We start from the raw sequence: 17,385 nt of genomic DNA, 5'->3' as shown, positions 1-17,385 counted from the left end.
GCGCTCACTCGCCGGACGCGGCCGGGCTGCCCGCCTGGGCCTGAGCCGCCCGGGCCGGGGCGCCGGGCACCGGGGCGGGTGGCCGGCGCAGGGCGCGCAGCCGGCCCCCACCGGGGTGCTGCACCCGCTTCGGCAGGCGGTGCGGCAGTGATCCGTACCAGGCGTACGAGACCGCCAGGCCGAAGGCCAGACAGGCCATCCCGCCCACCGCGTCCAGCCAGAAGTGGTTCGCCGTCGCCACGATCACGACCAGCGTGGCCACGGGGTACAGCGCGCCCAGGATCCGCGCCCAGGGGGCGGTGGCCAGCGCGCAGATCGTCAGACCGCACCACAGGGACCAGCCGATGTGCATCGACGGCATCGCCGCGTACTGGTTCGACATGTGCTTGAAGTTGCCCGAGGCCATCGACCCCCACGTCTGGTGCAGCATGACCGTGTCGATGAAGGCGCCGCCGTTCATCAGCCGCGGGGGCGCCAGGGGGAAGAGGTAGTAGCCGAGCAGGGCCACCGCGGTCGTGGCGAAGAGCACCAGACGGGTGGCCGCGTAGCGGCCCGGATGGCGGCGGAACAACCAGACGAGCACACCGATGGTGATGACGAAGTGCAGCGTCGCGTAGTAGTAGTTCATCCCCACGATCAGCCATGTCACCGAGTTGACGGCCTGGTTGACCGACTCCTCGAAGGCGAGCCCCACGGTGTGTTCGAGGGCCCAGATCCAGTCGGCGTTGCGCAGGGCCGCGGCCTTCTGCTCGGGCACGGCGTTGCGCACCAGCGAGTACAGCCAGTAACTGACCGCGATCAGGAGGATCTCGAACCAGAGACGCGGGCGGCGCGGGGCGCGCAGGGAGCGGAGGGAGGGCCGGGGGATACGCATGCGGGACAGGGGAATCACTCTCGTCGAACCGGACGCCGTCAGTCCGTCCGCGACGGGTGACGGGGTGGCCGCCGTGCGGTCTTCCTCAGTGGTCACGTGCGATTCACCCATAGGCGCAGAGTCTGCCAGATACGTCCCCCTCCGCCCGATGATCCTCCGGTCGGGTTCCGGTCGCACATTCTGCGCGTTACCGGCGGGGGCGGGCCGGTGAGGAGGGGCCCGGGCCCGAAGCCGTTGAACCGCGTACGACCAGTTCGGGCATGAACACGAACTCGCTGTGCGGGGCCGGCGTGCCGCCGATCTCCTCCAGCAGCGTGCGCACGGCGGCCTGGCCCATCGCCGTCACCGGCTGCCGGATGGTGGTCAGCGGGGGATCGGTGAACGCTATGAGGGGCGAGTCGTCGTACCCGACCACCGAGAGGTCGCGCGGTACGTCCATCGACAGCCGGCGGGCCGCCCGGATCGCGCCGAGCGCCATCATGTCGCTCGCGCACACCACGGCGGTGCAGCCGCGTTCCATCAGCGCCGAGGCGGCGGCCTGCCCACCCTCCAGCGTGTACAGGGAGTGCTGGATCAGCTCCTCCACGGCGTCGGCGGTGAGGTCCAGCTGCTCCTGCATCGTGGCGTGGAAGCCCTCGATCTTGCGGAGCACCGGGACGAAGCGTTTCGGCCCGACCGCCAGGCCGATGCGCTGGTGGCCCAGGGCCACCAGGTGCGTCACCGCGAGCCGCATCGCGGCCCGGTCGTCGGGGGAGATGAACGGCGCCTGCACCTTGGGGGAGAAGCCGTTGACCAGGACGAAGGGGACGCCCTGGGCCCGCAGTTGCTCGTAGCGCTGCATGTCGGCCGAGGTGTCGGCGTGCAGGCCGGAGACGAAGATGATGCCCGAGACCCCGCGGTCGACGAGCATCTCCGTGAGCTCGTCCTCGGTGGAGCCGCCCGGCGTCTGCGTCGCCAGCACCGGCGTGTAGCCCTGCCTGGTGAGCGCCTGGCCGATGACCTGGGCCAGCGCCGGGAAGATCGGGTTCTCCAGCTCGGGTGTGATCAGGCCGACGAGGCCCGCGCTGCGCCTGCGCAGCCGTACGGGGCGTTCGTAGCCGAGGACGTCGAGCGCCGCGAGGACGGATTCACGGGTGGCCGCTGCAACACCGGGCTTGCCGTTCAGTACGCGGCTGACCGTCGCTTCGCTGACCCCCGCCTGAGTTGCGATATCGGCAAGCCGTGCGGTCATGGCAATGGACTGTACCGGGCGCGTGTCGGATTGCCCACCATGCGCGGGATTCGGGCAGTCCGCCCCGGCGGCGCCCGTCCGCGCGCCCTCGGGCAGCAACATCTTGCAAGGCCTTGCGGGATCGGCCGTGTCCTTGCAGTCGGATCGTCGTACCGCCACCACAGGGGCCCTGGCCAGGCACGGGCAGGGTGAAAGGGCTTCCGTCAAGAGGCTTGACGGCAACCTTGAGGACACGCCAATGTAACGATCAGCGGTGCTTGCAGAAATCTTCCGCAAAGTCTTTCGGTCGTCTTTCATCCTTGTTACGTTCACGTCGACCCGGCGCCGCGACGGAGCGGTACGGCAGTTGAAGGAGTTCAGATGCGACGTGGCATAACGGCCACCGCCCTGGTCGCGGCCCTGGCGCTCGCGGCGACCGCCTGCGGCAGCGACGACGAGTCCGGCGGCAGCAAGAGCTCGGGCGAGCTCTCCGGCACGGTGACGTGGTGGGACACCTCGACCGTCGGCAGCGAGGACAAGGTCTTCAAGAAGATCGCCGAGGGTTTCGAGAAGAAGCACCCGAAGGTCGACGTCAAGTACGTCAACGTCCCCTTCGGTGAGGCGCAGAACAAGTTCAAGAACGCCGCTCAGGCCGGCGCCGGCGCCCCGGACGTCATCCGCTCCGAGGTCGCCTGGACCCCCGAGTTCGCCGACCTCGGCTACCTCGCCCCGCTGGACGGCACCACGGCGCTGAAGGACCAGGACGACTTCCTCGACCAGGCCGCCGCGTCCACGAAGTACAAGGACAAGACCTACGCGGTCCCGCAGGTCATCGACTCCATGGGCATCTTCTACAACAAGAAGATCTTCGCGGACGCCGGTGTCGAGGTCCCCAAGAACATCGCCGACCTGAAGACCGTCTCCAAGACGATCAAGGAGAAGACCGGCAAGACCGGCCTCTACCTCCGCGGCGACGACGCGTACTGGTTCCTCTCCTTCCTCTACGGCGAGGGCGGCGACCTGGTCGACGCCAAGTCCAAGACCGTCACGGTGAACAACCCCGAGGGCGTCAAGGCCTTCAAGACCGTCAAGGACCTCGTCGACTCCGGTGCTGCCAAGACCGACGCCACCGACGGCTGGGAGAACATGCAGTCGTCGTTCAAGGACGGCAAGGTCGCGATGATGATCAACGGCCCGTGGGCCGTGGCCGACACCCTCACCGGCAAGGAGTTCGCCGACAAGGCGAACCTCGGCATCTCCCCGGTGCCGGCCGGCACGGCCGGCCAGGGCGCCCCGCAGGGCGGCCACAACCTCGCCGTCTACGCGGGCTCCAAGAACCTGGACGCCTCGTACGCCTTCGTCGAGTACATGACCTCGGTGGAGACCCAGGCGCAGACCGCCGGTGAGCTGAACCTCCTGCCGACCCGCACCTCCGCCTACGCCAAGCAGGAGGCCGCGGACAGCGAGATCGTGCAGTTCTTCAAGCCCGTCGTCGAGACCGCCGTCGAGCGCCCCTGGATCCCCGAGACCGGCAGCCTCTTCGCGCCGCTCGTCACGGAGTACACCAAGGTCCTCACCGGTCAGACCACGCCGGAGAAGGCCGCCTCGACGACCGGCGACTCCTACCGCAAGCTCCTCAAGGGCTGGAAGTAACTCAGGAAGGCAGGCCGGCTGATGGCTGTCCACACCAGCCAGTCGGTGGCGAAGGCCGCGGGCGACGACGTCGCCCGCGGCCGGAGCCGCGGTACTGGTAAATCCGCACCACCGAGCAAGCTCCGGCGGGCCATGTCGGTCCACTGGTACGCCTGGACCATGGTCGCCCCGGTCGTGATCGTGATCGGCGTGATCATCGGGTATCCGCTGGTCCGCGGCATCTACCTGTCGCTGACCGACGCCAACGAGCGCAACGTCGCCCGGTCCATCGGCGTCAACGAACTGCCCGCCACCTACGAGTTCGTGGGCGTCGACAACTACGTCGACGCACTGACGGGTACCCAGTTCCTCGGCACGCTCGGCTGGACGCTGGTGTGGACGGTCTCCTGCGTGGGCATCACCTTCTGCCTGGGCATGGCGCTCGCCAACATCCTGAACCGCCGCATCGCCGGACGCTCCGCCTACCGCATGGCCCTGATCCTGCCCTGGGCCATCCCCGGCTTCGTCTCGGTGTTCGCCTGGCGCTTCCTCTACAACGAGGACCGCGGGCTGCTCAACAAGCTCCTCGGCGGCGCCGGGATCGACGGCATACCCTGGCTGAACGACCCCACCTGGGCCAAGTTCTCCGTCATCGCCGTCAACGTCTGGCTCGGCATCCCGTTCATGATGGTCGCCCTCCTCGGCGGGCTGCAGTCGATCCCCTCGGAGCAGTACGAGGCCGCGGAGATGGACGGCGCCACCGCCTGGCAGCGCTTCCGCCACATCACGCTCCCCGGACTGCGCCCGGTGTCCACCACGGTGATCCTGCTCTCCACCATCTGGACCTTCAACATGTTCCCGGTGATCTTCCTGCTGACCCGCGGCGGACCCGGCGAGGCCACCCAGATCCTGGTCACCCAGGCGTACAAATTCTCCTTCGAGATCAGCCCGCGCGACTTCGCGCAGTCCTCCACCTGGGGCGTGCTGATCCTCGTCCTCCTGATGCTCTTCGCCATGGTGTACCGGCGAGTGCTCCGCACGCAGGGAGACAACTGGTGACCACCGCCACCGCACCCTCCGCCCGGCACGGCGCCGCCAAGGTCCGCCGGCGCGGCGACCGCTCGCCGCTCGCCTCCACGGCCCTGCACCTCACCCTGATCATCGCGTCGGTGATCGCGGTCTTCCCGGTGCTGTGGGTCCTGCTGACCTCGCTGAAGCCCGCCAAGTTCGCGACGACGACGGACTTCTTCAAAGAGACGACGTTCGAGAACTACACGAACCTCATCAAGGACACCGAGTTCCTGAGCTGGTTCGGCAACTCCGTGATCGTCGCCGGACTCTCCACCGTCATCGGTGTCTTCGTCTCCGCCACCACGGGCTACGCCGTCAGCCGCTTCCGCTTCCCCGGCAAGCGCGGGCTGATGTGGACGCTGCTGATCACCCAGATGTTCCCGGTCGCCGTCCTCATCGTGCCGATCTACAACATCATGGCGAGCATCGGGCTGCTCAACCAGCCGGCCGGCCTCGTCATCACCTACCTCACCATCTCGGTGCCGTTCTGCGCCTGGATGATGAAGGGCTTCTTCGACACGATCCCCCACGAGATCGACGAGTCGGGGCAGGTCGACGGGCTGACGCCGTTCGGCACGTTCTGGCGGCTCATCCTGCCGCTGGCCAAGCCCGGCCTGGCCGTCACCGCCTTCTACTCCTTCATCACCGCCTGGGGTGAAGTGGCGTACGCCTCCGCCTTCATGGTCGGTGACGAGAACCTCACGCTCGCCGGCGGACTGCAGAAGTTCGTCAACCAGTACGGAGCCCAGTGGGGCCCGATGACCGCGGCGTCCGTGCTCATCGCCATCCCGGCCGCACTGGTCTTCCTCTTCGCGCAGAAGCACCTGGTCACCGGCATGTCCGCCGGAGCCGTCAAGGGCTGACACCCCTCACCCCGTACGCCCGCACGCACCATCACGGCGGCGCCGGAACCCCGACCCGGTCCCGGCGCCGCTCCCTCCCAGACACCCCAGGGACGACATGACCCAGCACCTCGCTGCCCCCTCCACCGGCACGTCCGACGGCGCCCCGGGCCACCGCACCGGCTGGTGGCAGGACGCGGTGATCTACCAGGTCTATCCGCGGAGCTTCGCCGACGGCAACGGCGACGGCATGGGCGACCTCGCGGGCGTCACCGCCCGGCTCCCGTACCTCCGGGACCTCGGCGTCGACGCCGTCTGGCTCAGCCCCTTCTACGCCTCCCCGCAGGCCGATGCCGGCTACGACGTCGCCGACTACCGGGCGATCGACCCGATGTTCGGCACGCTCCTCGACGCCGACGCGCTGATCCGCGAGGCCCACGGTTTGGGGCTGCGCATCATCGTCGACCTGGTGCCCAACCACTCGTCCGACCAGCACGAGTGGTTCAAGCGCGCCCTCGCCGAGGGCCCCGGATCGGCCCTGCGCGAGCGCTACCACTTCCGGCCCGGCAAGGGCACCGACGGCGAACTCCCTCCCAACGACTGGGAGTCCATCTTCGGCGGCCCCGCCTGGACCCGGACCACCGACCCGGACGGCACCCCCGGGGAGTGGTACCTGCACCTCTTCGCGCCCGAGCAGCCCGACTTCAACTGGGAGCACCCGGCCGTCGCCGACGAGTTCCGTTCCATCCTGCGCTTCTGGCTCGACATGGGCGTCGACGGCTTCCGTGTCGACGTCGCCCACGGGCTCGTCAAGGCGGAGGGTCTGCCGGACCTCGGGTCGCACGACCAGCTGAAGCTGCTGGGCAACGATGTCATGCCGTTCTTCGACCAGGACGGTGTGCACGCGATCTACCGCAGCTGGCGCACCATCCTCGACGAGTACCCCGGCGAGCGCATCGCCGTCGCCGAGGCGTGGACCCCCACCGTCGAGCGCACCGCCAACTACGTGCGCCCCGACGAGATGCACCAGGCCTTCAACTTCCAGTACCTGTCGACCGCCTGGGACGCCGCCGAGCTCCGCGCCGTCATCGACTCCTCGCTCGACGCGATGCGTCCGGTGGGCGCCCCCACCACCTGGGTGCTCTCCAACCACGACGTCACCCGGCACACCACCCGCTTCGCCAACCCGCCGGGCCTGGGCACCCAGATCCGCACCCCCGGCGACGGCGAGCTCGGTCTGCGCAGGGCCCGCGCGGCCACCCTGCTGATGCTGGCCCTGCCCGGCTCCGCCTACGTCTACCAGGGCGAGGAGCTCGGCCTGCCCGACGTCACCGACCTGCCCGACGAGGTCCGCCAGGACCCGTCGTTCTTCCGCGCCGAGGGCCAGGACGGCTTCCGCGACGGCTGCCGCGTGCCGATCCCGTGGACCCGCGAGGGCAGCTCGTACGGCTTCGGCACCGGCGGCAGCTGGCTGCCGCAGCCCGACAGCTGGGGCGCGCTGTCCGTCGAGGCGCAGACCGGCACCGAGGGCTCCACGCTGGAGCTGTACCGCGCCGCCATCGCGGCCCGCCGCGAGCACCCGGGGCTCGGCGCCGGCACGGACGTCGAGTGGCTGGACGCCCCCGAGGGCGTGCTCGCCCTCGGCCGCCACGGCTTCGTCTGCACCGTCAACACCACGGGCGCGCCCGTGCGCGTCGCCGTCCCCGGCACCCTGCTGCTGGCCAGCGCCCCGGTGACCGTCGAGGGCGACACCGTCGAGCTGCCCGCCGACACCACGGTGTGGTGGACGGTGTGACCGTCCCCGCCCCCAGGACCGGACCGGCGCTGCGGCTCTCCGACATCGCCGGTCAGGCCGCGGTCAGCGAGGCCACCGTCAGCCGGGTGCTCAACGGGAAGCCGGGCGTCGCGGGCACCACGCGTCAGCGGGTGCTCGCGGCGCTCGACGTCCTCGGCTACGAACGTCCCGTACGGCTGCGGCAGCGCAGCGCCGGGCTGATCGGACTGGTGACGCCCGAACTCGTCAACCCGATCTTCCCGGCGTTCGCGCAGTCCGTGGAGCAGGTGCTCGCGGGGCACGGCTACACACCCGTGCTCTGCACCCAGCTGCCCGGCGGCGCCACCGAGGACGAACTGGTCGAACAGCTCGTCGAGCGCGGCGTGGGCGGCATCGTGTTCCTGTCCGGGCTCCACGCCGACACCTCGGCCGATCCGGCGCGCTACGCCGCGCTCACCGAACGCGGCGTACCGTTCGTGCTGATCAACGGCTACAACGAGCGCATCAGTGCCCCGTTCGTCTCACCCGACGACCAGGCCGCCGTGCGCATGGCCGTCAGCCACCTCGCGGAGCTCGGCCACCGGCGGATCGGCCTGGCGATCGGGCCGCAGCGCTACGTGCCCTCCCGGCGCAAGCGTGAGGGCTTCGTCGACGCGGCGGTCTCGCTGCTCGGCATGGACCGCGAGGAAGCCGAACTGCTGGTGTGCTCCACGCTGTTCAGCGTCGAGGGCGGTCAGGTCGCGGCGGGCGCACTGCTCGACGCGGGCTGCACCGGCATCGTCTGCGGCAGCGACCTGATGGCGCTCGGAGTGGTCCGGGCGGCGCGGGGGAGAGGGTTCGACGTCCCGCGCGACGTCTCCGTCGTCGGCTTCGACGACTCGCAGCTCATCGCCTTCACCGACCCGCCCCTGACCACGGTGCGCCAGCCGGTGCAGGCGATGGCGGCGGCGGCGGTGGGGGCACTGCTGGAGGAGATCGCGGGAAGCCCCGTGCAGCGCACGGAGTACGTGTTCCAGCCGGAGCTGGTGGTACGGGGCTCGACCGCGGCGGTACGCGGCATCTGAACGGGTGCGTGAGGGTGTGAGCGGGGCCGGGTCCGGAGGGGGGACCCGGCCCCGCTTCGCGTGTCCGGCCGGACCGCCGGCTCAGCCCGGCAGCTCGTCCTCGAGCTGCGCCAGTTCCACCGGGCTCAGCGTGAGCTGTGTGGCCCGCGCCGAGTCCCGGACGGATGCCGGACGACTGGCTCCCGGCACCGGGATCACCGCGGGGGAGCGGCTCAGTAGCCAGGCCAGGGTGATCCGCTGCGGGCTCACGCCGCGCCCCGCCGCGACGCGCTGGAAGGCGGTCCCGGTGGAGGTCGGGCCGGAGGGGCCGTCGAGGGAGCTGCGGGAGATGCCGCCGAGGGGGCTCCAGGGCAGGAACGCCAGGCCCAGCTCTGTGCTCAGCCGCAGTTCGGGCTCGCTGTCGCGGACGGCAGGCGAGTACCGGTTCTGTACCGAGACGAGCCCGTCGCCGAGGATCCGGTGCGCCTGGCGGATCTGCCCCGTGGTCACGTTCGAGATGCCGGCGGCGCGGATCGTGCCCGCGTCGAGCAGGTCACGCAGTGCGCCGACGGACTCCGCCCAGGGCACGGCCGGGTCCGGCTTGTGAAGTTGGTACAGGCCGACGGCCTCGACCCCCAGGCGCTTGGCGGAGGCTTCCGCTGCCCGCTTGAGGTGGGCCGGGGTGGCGGTGACGGTCCAGCTGCCGTCTCCGGGCCTGCCACGGCCGCCCTTGGTGGCGATCAGCACACCGGAGGTGTCGCCGCCGTAGCGGGCCAGGGCCCGGGCGATCAACAGCTCGTTGTGGCCCACCTCGCCGGCGTGCCAGTGATAGCTGTCGGCGGTGTCGATGAGCGTGACTCCGGCGTCGAGGGCGGCGTGGACGGTGGCGATGGCCCGCGCCTCGTCCGGGCGGTTCTCGATGGACAGGGGCATGGCACCCAGGCCGATGGCGCTGACGGCGGTGCCGGCGATGCTGCGATACTCCATGGCGGTCCGGCTCCTCACGCCGTGACTGCGGCGGTCTCGGCGACGGCCCCGGGCAGCCAGTCGTCGACGTGGGAGAAGACGAAGCCCAGTTCCTTCGCCCGGGTGTTGCTCATGGCGTAGTGGCGGTCGAAGGAGAACGGTGAAGCCGCTCCGCCCGCCGCGACGGTCCGGTGGACGGGCGTGCGGCCGGTCTGCGCGGCGACGACCGAAGCCAGTTCACGCACGTCGAGCAGGCCGTCGGAGCAGGCGTTGACCGGACCGGTGAAGTCGGTGGCGGTGGTCGCCCACACCAGCAGGTCCGCCAGTTCCTCGTAGTGGATGAACACCGTCGGCAGCGTCTTCGCGTGCACGGTGATCTCTTCGCCCCGGCCGATGCGCTCGGTGTAGTGCGCCAGCCGGCCGGTGAACTCCTGCGCGCCGCCGCCGAGCACGTGCGCGCTGCGCACGGAGACGTACGGGAAGCTGCCGTCCCGGGTGAGGACGGCCTCCGCCTGGCGCTTGCCCTCGGCGTAGTGCGCCTCCAGGTACGCCTCGTCGTGCCAGGGCAGGTCCATGGCCACCTGCCAGGCGCGGGGGTCCACGTTCTCCTCCGGCACCGGCGTACCCGTCGGCACGGCCGGCAGTGCGGCGGTCCCGGGGTCGTAGACCTCGATCGTGGACGTCATGACGTAGCGCCGGGTACGGCCGGCGAAGGCGCGGGCGGCGATCGCGGCCTGCACCGGGGTGTAGCAGACCTGGTCGACGACCGCGTCGAAGGTGCGGGACCCGAGCGCGGCAACGAGCGCGGCCTCGTCGTCCCGGTCGGCGATGAGGTGCTCGACACCGGCGGGCGGCCGGGCGGAACCGCGATTGATCACGGTGACCTGATGACCGGCCGCCCGCAGGAGGTCGACCAGGAGCTTTCCGAAGTACCGGCTTCCGCCGATGACGCAGATCCTTTGCATGCCCCCATCCTGGAGATCTACCGTCATCAGCAGAAGTGCTGACCTACTGGCGGCGTCGTAAGGAAAACTGTTGATCGATGTGCAGCGGCTCCGCGTCCTGCGGGCGGTGGCGGACCACGGCAGTTTCAGCAGGGCCGCCGGAGCTCTCCGCCTGACCCCGTCCGCCGTCTCCCAGCACGTGGCGGCGTTGGAGCGCAGCCTCGGTGCCCAGGTCGTGACGCGCAGCACGCGCGGGGTGACCCTCACTCAGGCCGGGCAGATCATGGTCGGGGCCGCCGAGTCCGTCGCCGCCGAGCTCGAACAGGCGAAGCAGCAGGTCGAGCTGCTCAGCACCGGCCGCGTCCAGCTCACCGTCGCCACCTTCACCAGCGGCGGCAGGCACCTGCTGCCCGGCGCTCTCCCCCGGCTCACGGCGGTCCATCCGAGCACGGTGCTCCACGTCAGGGAGGGCGAGCCCGAGGACACCTTGCCCCTCGTCCGCCAGGGCGCCGTGGACCTCGCCCTCGCCTACCACTTCGACGGTCCGCTGCCCGTCGGTCCGGGGCCCGGCTCCGGCCTGCGGTGGACGCCCATCCTGGAGGACCCCCTGCACGTCGTCATGCCGGAGGGACACCGGCTCGCCGGTCGCCGGACGCTGGAGATCGCCGAGCTGGCAGCGGAGCCCTGGGTGCTCGGCTGCCTGAAGACGGAGGCGTACCTGCGCCGTTACGCCGAGCGCGCGGGCTTCGAACCGGAGGTGCGCGGGACCACCACCGACTACTTCTTCGCCCGCTCGCTCGTCGCCGCGGGTATAGGAGTCTCCCTGATCCCTTCCATCGCACTCGTCCCGCCGGTGCCGGGTCTGCACGCCGTCCCGATCGAGCCGCCTGCTCCGGCTCGCCACATCGGCGTCGCCACGCTCGGCCGTCGCGACCACCCGCACGTCACGACGTTGATCGAGGCGCTCCGCGAGCAGGTGACGTCTCGCCAGCCAGTCATGTGAGGAACGGGGCCCACGTGCCGGTGGCGGTGGTGGAGTGCGCCGGTCAGCTCCCGGAGGCGTACGTCACGAAGGCTTCCCACGTGGCGGGAGTGAAGGCGAGGAGGGGGCCGGGGGTGTTCTTGGAGTCGCGGACCTGCACAGCGGCAGGCGAGGCCGCCACCTCGACGCAGTCGGCCTCGCTGCTGTTGCTGCTGTAGCTGCTTTTGAACCACTTGGGTCCGTGAACACCCTCGGTGTGCAGCTCGCTGATCATGTCTCTCCAAGAAGTTGCTCGATGAAGGCCAGCGACTCCCGAGGGGTGAGAGCCTGGGCCCGGATCATGCCATACCGCAGCTCAAGGATTCGAAGCTGTTTCGGATCGGACACCGCTCTTCCGTTGAACGCCCCCTCCGAGCGTCCCAGAGCCGTTCCGTCCTTGAACTTCAGCACCTGGGTCTCTCCCTGCATTCCGGCGTGCTCCTCGCAGGCAATCGGCATGACCTGGATGGAAACCTGTCGCAATTGGCTGAGCGACAGCAGGTGTTCGAGCTGGCGACGCAGAACCATTGTGCCCCCGAGCGGGCGCCTGAGCGTTGCTTCCTCCTGCACGAAACTGAGCGCTGGGGATGGGCTTCGTCCGAAGATCGTCTGCCTGGCCACCCGCGCGGCGACGGCCTGCTCGATGGCATCCGGCTCGTACGCGGGCAGTCGCATTTCGAAGAGCGCCCGCGCGTACTCGGCGGTCTGAAGCAGTCCGTGCAAGTTGTGGTCTCCGTAGGCCAGGAGCTCGACAGCCTGGGCCTCCAGCTTCGCCAGCTCCCGCACCTTCTTCGGGTACCGGACCTCCGCCAACTCCCGTTTCAGCATCGCGATCTTGCCGCCCGCTCCGAGGACCTCGTCCGCCCTGTCCAGGAACTCCGGCCGGGGGATGCGACGACCGCCTTCCACCTTGTAGACCAGGTCCTCCCCGTACCCGATCGCGGCTCCGAACTCACCGGCCCGCATGCCTGCCGCCTCCCGCCAGGCCTTGATCTGGCGGCCCACCATGGTGGCCATGGCGACGCCCGACTCGTCGTCCGGATCGACCTCCCAGCCGGGCTCGTCCGCACCGTCGTGCCCGCGCACCGTGCCGGCCTCATCCACGCTCATCCGTGCCCCACTTCCGACGCGCCTGCCGTTCCTGCATCAACCTCTGTCGTCCCCGGCGGGGCACCCCGGACAGCCGGGACAGCACTGGACAAGGACTGGACAATCACCGTACGTAACCGTGCTGCCACTCCTCACGGTAAGCAAAAAAGGCCACGCTGAGTGACGTGACCCAAGAAATCACCCGAACCGAACATTCCGTTCTGACCCGGCAGTTCACCGTGCTGCTCTCGTCCACCCGCCGTGGAGCCAGGCTCGCCCGCCTGCTCACCACCGCGCACCTGGGGGACTGGGGGCTGCCCACGGGGCCTGCCGGGCACATCGTGGCCGAGCTGGCCACGAACGCCGTCCTGCACGGTCGTGTGCCGGGCCGGGACTTCCGGCTGCGCCTCGCGGTCCTCCGTGACGCGGTTCTCCGGATCGAGGTGACGGACGCCCGGGGTGAACGGCTGCCTCCCGTGCCCGGGACCGTCGATCTGCCCGCCTATGACGCGGAGTCGGGGCGCGGCCTGCTGATCGTCGGGGCGCTCGCGGACCGCTGGGGTGTCGATCCCGGGCCCGTCCCGCGCAAGACGGTCTGGGCCGAACTGGATCTCGCCCCGTGACCACCGCCACCGGGTCGTGGATACCCACGACCCGGTGAGCCGTGACGCGGTGCCCCGCGATGTCTAAAAGCCTTTAAAGAATCAGGGAAATGACCCTTCCCCACCCAACCCGCCCCCATGCATGCTTCGTCACTCGCTCGGGTGACATAAGGCAACTCAGCTGGATTTGGCAGGTGTTGTCGGGCATATGCTCGCCCCGACCACCACAGAAATGCGACGGCCCCCGACGGGACTGGAATCCCGATCGAGGGCCTGACCAACGAGGAAGTCAGACCCTTCCCGATGGATACCCAGCAGATTACCGCGCCACCGTGCGCCCAGGCCGCTGTATCCGGCGTGATCCACCACAACGTCCGGCACACCGCAGGCTTCACCGTCATCGGCAACCACCTCGCCCAGCACCGGGGCCTGTCCCTCGTCGCGGTCGGCCTGGCCGTGCACATCCAGTCGCTGCCGGCCGGAGCGAAGGTCGGCATCAAACGCCTCGCCGAACGCTTCCCGGAGAGCGAGACCCGCATCGCCGCCGCCCTGCGGGAGTTGGAAGCGGCTGGTTACCTGCACCGCAGCCGCGTGCGCCTCGCCGACGGGCGCATCGTGACGCGCACGGTCTCGTGCAACCAGCCGGGCGCGGACGCCGCCACTGCTACGCCACCGCCGCCTCGGCCCGCGCGCGCCACGGCCAGGCCCCCATCGCCCGTACCGCCTCCTCCGTCACAGGAATGCGCATCGCCGTCGCCAGCTCCGCAACCGACGCCCGCGTGCGTCCCGCAGCCCGCCGCAGTTCTCGTACCGGCGCCCACAGCCCGTACGGCACCACCTCCGCCCTTGCCGCAGCCCCACGCGCTCACCCCCGAGCTCCAGCGCGCCGCCGCCGCGATCCTCGCCGACCTGCGCCGCCACGCACCTCAACTCAGCCTGTCCGAGGCTGACATCAGCGCCCTCGTTCCCGGGGTCGCCGCCTGGCTCGAACGCGACGCGCATCCGGACACCCTCCGACGCGCTCTCACCACCGACCTGCCCGTACCGCTGAGACACCCCGCCAAGCTCCTGCGGCACCGGATCACCACGCTGCTGCCGCCCCCGCTCCCCGGCATGCGCGAGCTGGAGGCCGCACGCCCGCACGTGATCGTCATCCCGCTCCAGAACTGCGACCGCTGCGACCGGGCCTTCCGCTCGCGGCACCCCGGCCACTGCCGTGAATGCCGTACATACCTGCCCACAGCCGCCTGATCCCGAACGGAACCCCATGGTCAGCGCACCGCACGAAGCGATGCACCGCATCTTTCAAGAGGACCCGGGCCTCTTCTCCCGGCTCTCGGACGTCCTCGGGCTCGACCTGCCTCCTCTGGAATCAGCAGAGCCCCTGACCGTCGACCTCACCGCGACCGAGCCGCTCGAACGGCGCGTCGACACCCTTCTGCGCATCGAGACACAGGACGACGGGCCCTTCCTCCTCGTCGTCGAAGCCCAGGGCAAGAAGGACCCGGGCAAGACAGCCAGCTGGCCCTACTACGTCACCTACCTCAACAACAAGTACCGGCTCCCCGTCCTGCTCCTGGTGATCTGCCAGGACCACGCGACCGCCGCGTGGGCAGCCCGGCCCATCACCATCGGCCTGCCCCAGTGGCCGACCGTGACCGCCCGCCCCCTGGTGGCCGGCCCCCACAACATGCCCGTCATCACGAACGTGGCGGAGGCCCGGAAGGACCTCGCACTCGCGACGCTCTCGGCCATCACACACGCTGACAATCCGGACGTCGGTGCCATACTGAAGACGATGTCACTCGCACTGCGCGAGACACCGGACGTACGTGTCGAACCCCTCGTCGAACTCATCGCACAAGGCCTGGGCAACCGCCCGGCCGCCCAACAGTGGAGGAACCTGGTGGCCGTGGATCTCTCCTTCTACACCTCGCCGCTCTCCGAAGAGATCCGGGACGAGGGCCGCGTCGAAGGTCGTGTCAAGGGCCGTGCCGAGGGCCGTGTGGAAGGCCGTGTCGAAGGCCGCATCGAGGGCCGCGCACAGGGGCAGGCCGAGGCCATCCTGGTCATTCTGGGTGCACGCGGTATCGAGATCACCCACGCCACTCGCGAGAAGGTCACCACCTGTGGGGACCCGGAAGTGCTCCGCCGATGGTTGATTCGCGCGGCGTCCGTCACCACCTCTGACGAAATCTTCGACGAAGAGACGCCCATCGGCCAGTAGCCGATCCGACGCGCTTGCGCACCGGCAACGGCCCTGCGCGCACACCAAGTGGAGGAACCTGGTGGCCGATCTCTCCTTCTACATCTCGCCCCTCTCCGAGGAGATCCGGGAAGAAGGCCGCGCCCAAGGCCGTGCCGAGGGCGTCCTGATCGCTCTCGGCACGCTCGGTATCGACGTCACCGACGCCGTTCGCGAGAGGGTCACCGCCTGCGGTGACCCCGAGCTCCGACGTCAGTGGTTGGTGCGTGCCGTCCAGGGCGCCACCGCCGAAGAGATCTTCGCCGAGGAGCCCCCCGCAGGCCGGTGAGCCGAGCCCGCCCCGTCGTCGGACCAGCAGCGCGGCGGCGTGGTCACGGGCCTCGCGCAGCCAGGACGCACGCCGACCAGATCTTGTTCAGCGGATCCCCGAACTCGCTCTCCTCGCGGTCGGCGGGAGTTTCGGACATGTTCAGGGCGAGAGCCGGCCGGCCTTCAACAGCCCCTGAGGCTCACCGTCCGAGGTGCCCAGCTTGTAGGCGACACCGGATACGAGCACCCGCTGCACCCACCCCGTGATGATCTCGGTGTGAGGCGAGGGGGGTCTTCCTGATGGCCGGTGGGCAGCCCCCGGCACGGTTAACGGGTGGCCATGTCCCTTACCATCCCGCCAGGCTGCGGAGGAACGTGGCAAGCCGGTCGGCGATCACCCGGTCATCGTGAGCTGAGGTGTGCCCGTCACATCCGAGGAAGTCCAGGCCCGACTGATCGAGGAACCAGTAGTGGACCCCGCTGTCGCCGCCGTCGTTGCACGCCTCGACCACCTGCCGCACATGCTCGGCGTTCCTGTCGAAGCCGACGGCCACGAGGATGGTGTCGGCACCGTAGCGCGTCCGTAGTTTCCCGAGGAATTCGCCGTAGGCGGTCCGGTAGGCGGCCGCCAGGCTGACGGGCGTCCACGGTTCACCGGGGGTGAGGTCGGTGAAGTCGTTGGAGCCGAGGTTGACCACCACGATCTGGGGGCGCCACGTCCCCGGGTTCTGCCAGACGTCGTCGTCCACGTTCAGCAGGGCGCGGTCGTAGTAGGTCCGGTACGTGATGTCCGGGACGATGCCGGCGACGTTGCGCACCATGCCGAGGCCGGAGAGACCGTTGATCTGGTAATCGGCTTTCAGCTGCCGGGCGGTGAGGGCGCCGTGGCTCAGGTCGGTGTTGGTGTTGCGCTTGACCTGCTCCGGATCGCAGTCGCGGGTGCCCGAGACATTGCCGTAGCCCACGGTGATGGAGTCCCCGATGAACTCGATCTGGCGGTCACGTGGCGCCGGCTTGCTCAGTACGGCGCCCCCGGGCGCGGCGACGAAGCCTCCGAACGTGCTGGTGTCCCCCGAGGAGTCGTTGCGCTTGACGACCCGGACCGTGTGCTCGCCGTCCCGCAGGCCGTTGATCCAGTGCGTGGTGTCGCCGGGTGTGACCAGCGTGGCGACGGTGGCCCCGTCGACCTGGACGTCGTAGTCGGCGGCCGCGCAGTCGAGCACCACCCCGAGGCCGGTCCCGCGGAAGCGGCCCTCGAAGTACACCCCGGGCCAGCTGAACTGCACCGTCTTCCCCAGGTCCTTGACCCGCCCTGCGATGTGAAATTGCTCCGAGACGCCCTTCACGGGGACCGGTCGCCTCAGCTCGTACCGCGAGCCGCCGTCCACCGTGGCAGGCGCGGCCGGGCGCGTCCCGCGGCCGGGCTTCGGCTTCCCTCCGCTGAAAGTCATCTGCGAGCCATCTCTCCGTCCCTGTGGCGCGTCAGTGGGTCCGGGCTGAACGTCCGATATTCCACCCCTGAGTGTCAACCGGTTTAAGGGAAGGAAGTGATCAACAGGTGCTCGGTCCCGACGACTTGCGCGTCGGGTCTTGGTCGGCGCGCGCCGACTCCTCCTTGGTCACAACATCGCCCGCCGCGACCCGCATGGTCTCGCGGCCGTTCTCGGTGCATTGCCGCCCGACTCCAGCTGACACCAAGACCGTGCCCTACGGGGCGAGTCGGCTGAGTCGCTCGTAGCAGCAGAGGGCTGCGGCGAGGCCGAGGGAACTACGCCTATGTGCTTGCCCCATGGCCATGTCCG

The 17,385-nt window shown here is 69.8% G+C and carries 17 protein-coding genes; 10 read left to right on the top strand and 7 right to left on the bottom strand.

All coding sequences use genetic code 11. The features are described from left to right. Positions 1 to 4: 4 nt before the first annotated feature. Both OG488_RS10395 and OG488_RS10390 read right to left on the bottom strand, forming a co-directional pair. On the bottom strand, positions 5 to 985 hold the full coding sequence (locus OG488_RS10395; protein ID WP_329228043.1) for a phosphatase PAP2 family protein: 981 nt from the start codon (positions 983 to 985) through the stop codon (positions 5 to 7). 76 nt (positions 986 to 1,061) lie between these two features. Continuing rightward, positions 1,062 to 2,105: a LacI family DNA-binding transcriptional regulator gene (locus OG488_RS10390; protein WP_329228041.1), complete on the bottom strand. Its 1,044-nt coding sequence runs from the start codon at positions 2,103 to 2,105 to the stop codon at positions 1,062 to 1,064. A 360-nt stretch (positions 2,106 to 2,465) separates the two neighbouring features. Here OG488_RS10390 and OG488_RS10385 point away from each other — a divergent pair, with 360 nt between their 5' ends. The 5 genes from OG488_RS10385 (at position 2,466) to OG488_RS10365 (ending at position 8,467) form a co-directional block, all read left to right on the top strand. Further along, on the top strand, positions 2,466 to 3,737 hold the full coding sequence (locus OG488_RS10385; RefSeq protein WP_329228039.1) for an extracellular solute-binding protein: 1,272 nt from the start codon (positions 2,466 to 2,468) through the stop codon (positions 3,735 to 3,737). A gap of 21 nt (positions 3,738 to 3,758) precedes the next feature. Further along, positions 3,759 to 4,775: a carbohydrate ABC transporter permease gene (locus OG488_RS10380; RefSeq protein WP_329228037.1), complete on the top strand. Its 1,017-nt coding sequence runs from the start codon at positions 3,759 to 3,761 to the stop codon at positions 4,773 to 4,775. Next, positions 4,772 to 5,650 (top strand): sugar ABC transporter permease, encoded by an 879-nt coding sequence (locus tag OG488_RS10375; RefSeq protein WP_329228036.1) that lies wholly within the window; start codon positions 4,772 to 4,774, stop codon positions 5,648 to 5,650. Before OG488_RS10380 ends, OG488_RS10375 begins: the two co-directional genes overlap by 4 nt. A gap of 97 nt (positions 5,651 to 5,747) precedes the next feature. Continuing rightward, positions 5,748 to 7,424 (top strand): glycoside hydrolase family 13 protein, encoded by a 1,677-nt coding sequence (locus OG488_RS10370; RefSeq protein WP_329228034.1) that lies wholly within the window; start codon positions 5,748 to 5,750, stop codon positions 7,422 to 7,424. After that, positions 7,409 to 8,467 (top strand): LacI family DNA-binding transcriptional regulator, encoded by a 1,059-nt coding sequence (locus OG488_RS10365; protein WP_329228033.1) that lies wholly within the window; start codon positions 7,409 to 7,411, stop codon positions 8,465 to 8,467. Before OG488_RS10370 ends, OG488_RS10365 begins: the two co-directional genes overlap by 16 nt. An 81-nt stretch (positions 8,468 to 8,548) precedes the next feature. On the opposite strand, the gene OG488_RS10360 is transcribed toward OG488_RS10365, so the two are convergent. Further along, positions 8,549 to 9,433: an aldo/keto reductase gene (locus OG488_RS10360; RefSeq protein WP_329228032.1), complete on the bottom strand. Its 885-nt coding sequence runs from the start codon at positions 9,431 to 9,433 to the stop codon at positions 8,549 to 8,551. Between the two features lie 14 nt (positions 9,434 to 9,447). Then, a complete protein-coding gene (locus OG488_RS10355; RefSeq protein ID WP_329228030.1) occupies positions 9,448 to 10,377 on the bottom strand; it encodes an NAD-dependent epimerase/dehydratase family protein in 930 nt (309 codons plus the stop codon). A 70-nt stretch (positions 10,378 to 10,447) separates the two neighbouring features. Between OG488_RS10355 and OG488_RS10350 the strand changes: the two genes are divergently transcribed. Then, entirely contained in the window at positions 10,448 to 11,359 is a 912-nt protein-coding gene (locus OG488_RS10350) for a LysR family transcriptional regulator (RefSeq protein ID WP_329228029.1), read from the top strand. 43 nt (positions 11,360 to 11,402) lie between these two features. Here the strand turns inward: OG488_RS10350 and OG488_RS10345 are convergent, their stop codons facing one another. Both OG488_RS10345 and OG488_RS10340 read right to left on the bottom strand, forming a co-directional pair. After that, positions 11,403 to 11,612, bottom strand: coding sequence for a DUF397 domain-containing protein (locus tag OG488_RS10345; protein ID WP_329228028.1), 210 nt, complete (start codon positions 11,610 to 11,612; stop codon positions 11,403 to 11,405). Beyond that, positions 11,609 to 12,487, bottom strand: a complete 879-nt coding sequence (locus OG488_RS10340; protein WP_329228026.1) for a helix-turn-helix domain-containing protein — start codon at positions 12,485 to 12,487, stop codon at positions 11,609 to 11,611. The genes OG488_RS10345 and OG488_RS10340 overlap by 4 nt, the downstream gene beginning before the upstream one ends. 164 nt (positions 12,488 to 12,651) lie before the next feature. On the opposite strand from OG488_RS10340, the gene OG488_RS10335 reads away from it, so the two are divergent. The 4 genes from OG488_RS10335 to OG488_RS10320 all read left to right on the top strand — a co-directional run bounded on the left by OG488_RS10335 (position 12,652) and on the right by OG488_RS10320 (position 15,602). Next, positions 12,652 to 13,089: an ATP-binding protein gene (locus tag OG488_RS10335; RefSeq protein WP_329228024.1), complete on the top strand. Its 438-nt coding sequence runs from the start codon at positions 12,652 to 12,654 to the stop codon at positions 13,087 to 13,089. Positions 13,090 to 13,371: 282 nt separating this feature from the next. After that, a complete protein-coding gene (locus tag OG488_RS10330) occupies positions 13,372 to 14,319 on the top strand; it encodes a helix-turn-helix domain-containing protein (RefSeq protein ID WP_329228022.1) in 948 nt (315 codons plus the stop codon). Positions 14,320 to 14,335: 16 nt separating this feature from the next. Then, positions 14,336 to 15,295 carry a hypothetical protein gene (locus OG488_RS10325; RefSeq protein WP_329228020.1) on the top strand — a complete coding sequence of 320 codons (960 nt, stop codon included), beginning with the start codon at positions 14,336 to 14,338 and terminating at the stop codon, positions 15,293 to 15,295. A gap of 61 nt (positions 15,296 to 15,356) precedes the next feature. Further along, on the top strand, positions 15,357 to 15,602 hold the full coding sequence (locus OG488_RS10320) for a hypothetical protein (RefSeq protein ID WP_329228018.1): 246 nt from the start codon (positions 15,357 to 15,359) through the stop codon (positions 15,600 to 15,602). 328 nt (positions 15,603 to 15,930) lie between these two features. On the opposite strand, the gene OG488_RS10315 is transcribed toward OG488_RS10320, so the two are convergent. Next, on the bottom strand, positions 15,931 to 17,034 hold the full coding sequence (locus tag OG488_RS10315) for an SGNH/GDSL hydrolase family protein (RefSeq protein WP_329228016.1): 1,104 nt from the start codon (positions 17,032 to 17,034) through the stop codon (positions 15,931 to 15,933). Positions 17,035 to 17,385: the final 351 nt, after the last annotated feature.

Origin of the sequence: Streptomyces sp. NBC_01460 (assembly GCF_036227405.1) — a bacterium.
Lineage (GTDB): Bacteria > Actinomycetota > Actinomycetes > Streptomycetales > Streptomycetaceae > Streptomyces.
The sequence above is the reverse complement of the archived record's forward strand: the minus strand, read 5'-3'. Positions and strand labels throughout refer to the sequence as shown.

Excerpts from the sequence above, each read along its gene's own strand:
- OG488_RS10370 (WP_329228034.1), top strand. The coding sequence starts at position 5,748 with ATGACCCAGCACCTCGCTGCCCCCTCCACCGGCACGTCCGACGGCGCC.
- OG488_RS10360 (WP_329228032.1), bottom strand. The coding sequence starts at position 9,433 with ATGGAGTATCGCAGCATCGCCGGCACCGCCGTCAGCGCCATCGGCCTG.
- OG488_RS10325 (WP_329228020.1), top strand. The coding sequence starts at position 14,336 with ATGGTCAGCGCACCGCACGAAGCGATGCACCGCATCTTTCAAGAGGAC.
- OG488_RS10395 (WP_329228043.1), bottom strand. The coding sequence starts at position 985 with ATGGGTGAATCGCACGTGACCACTGAGGAAGACCGCACGGCGGCCACC.
- OG488_RS10340 (WP_329228026.1), bottom strand. The coding sequence starts at position 12,487 with ATGAGCGTGGATGAGGCCGGCACGGTGCGCGGGCACGACGGTGCGGAC.
- OG488_RS10315 (WP_329228016.1), bottom strand. The coding sequence starts at position 17,034 with ATGACTTTCAGCGGAGGGAAGCCGAAGCCCGGCCGCGGGACGCGCCCG.
- OG488_RS10390 (WP_329228041.1), bottom strand. The coding sequence starts at position 2,105 with ATGACCGCACGGCTTGCCGATATCGCAACTCAGGCGGGGGTCAGCGAA.
- OG488_RS10355 (WP_329228030.1), bottom strand. The coding sequence starts at position 10,377 with ATGCAAAGGATCTGCGTCATCGGCGGAAGCCGGTACTTCGGAAAGCTC.
- OG488_RS10385 (WP_329228039.1), top strand. The coding sequence starts at position 2,466 with ATGCGACGTGGCATAACGGCCACCGCCCTGGTCGCGGCCCTGGCGCTC.
- OG488_RS10345 (WP_329228028.1), bottom strand. The coding sequence starts at position 11,612 with ATGATCAGCGAGCTGCACACCGAGGGTGTTCACGGACCCAAGTGGTTC.
- OG488_RS10330 (WP_329228022.1), top strand. The coding sequence starts at position 13,372 with ATGGATACCCAGCAGATTACCGCGCCACCGTGCGCCCAGGCCGCTGTA.
- OG488_RS10380 (WP_329228037.1), top strand. The coding sequence starts at position 3,759 with ATGGCTGTCCACACCAGCCAGTCGGTGGCGAAGGCCGCGGGCGACGAC.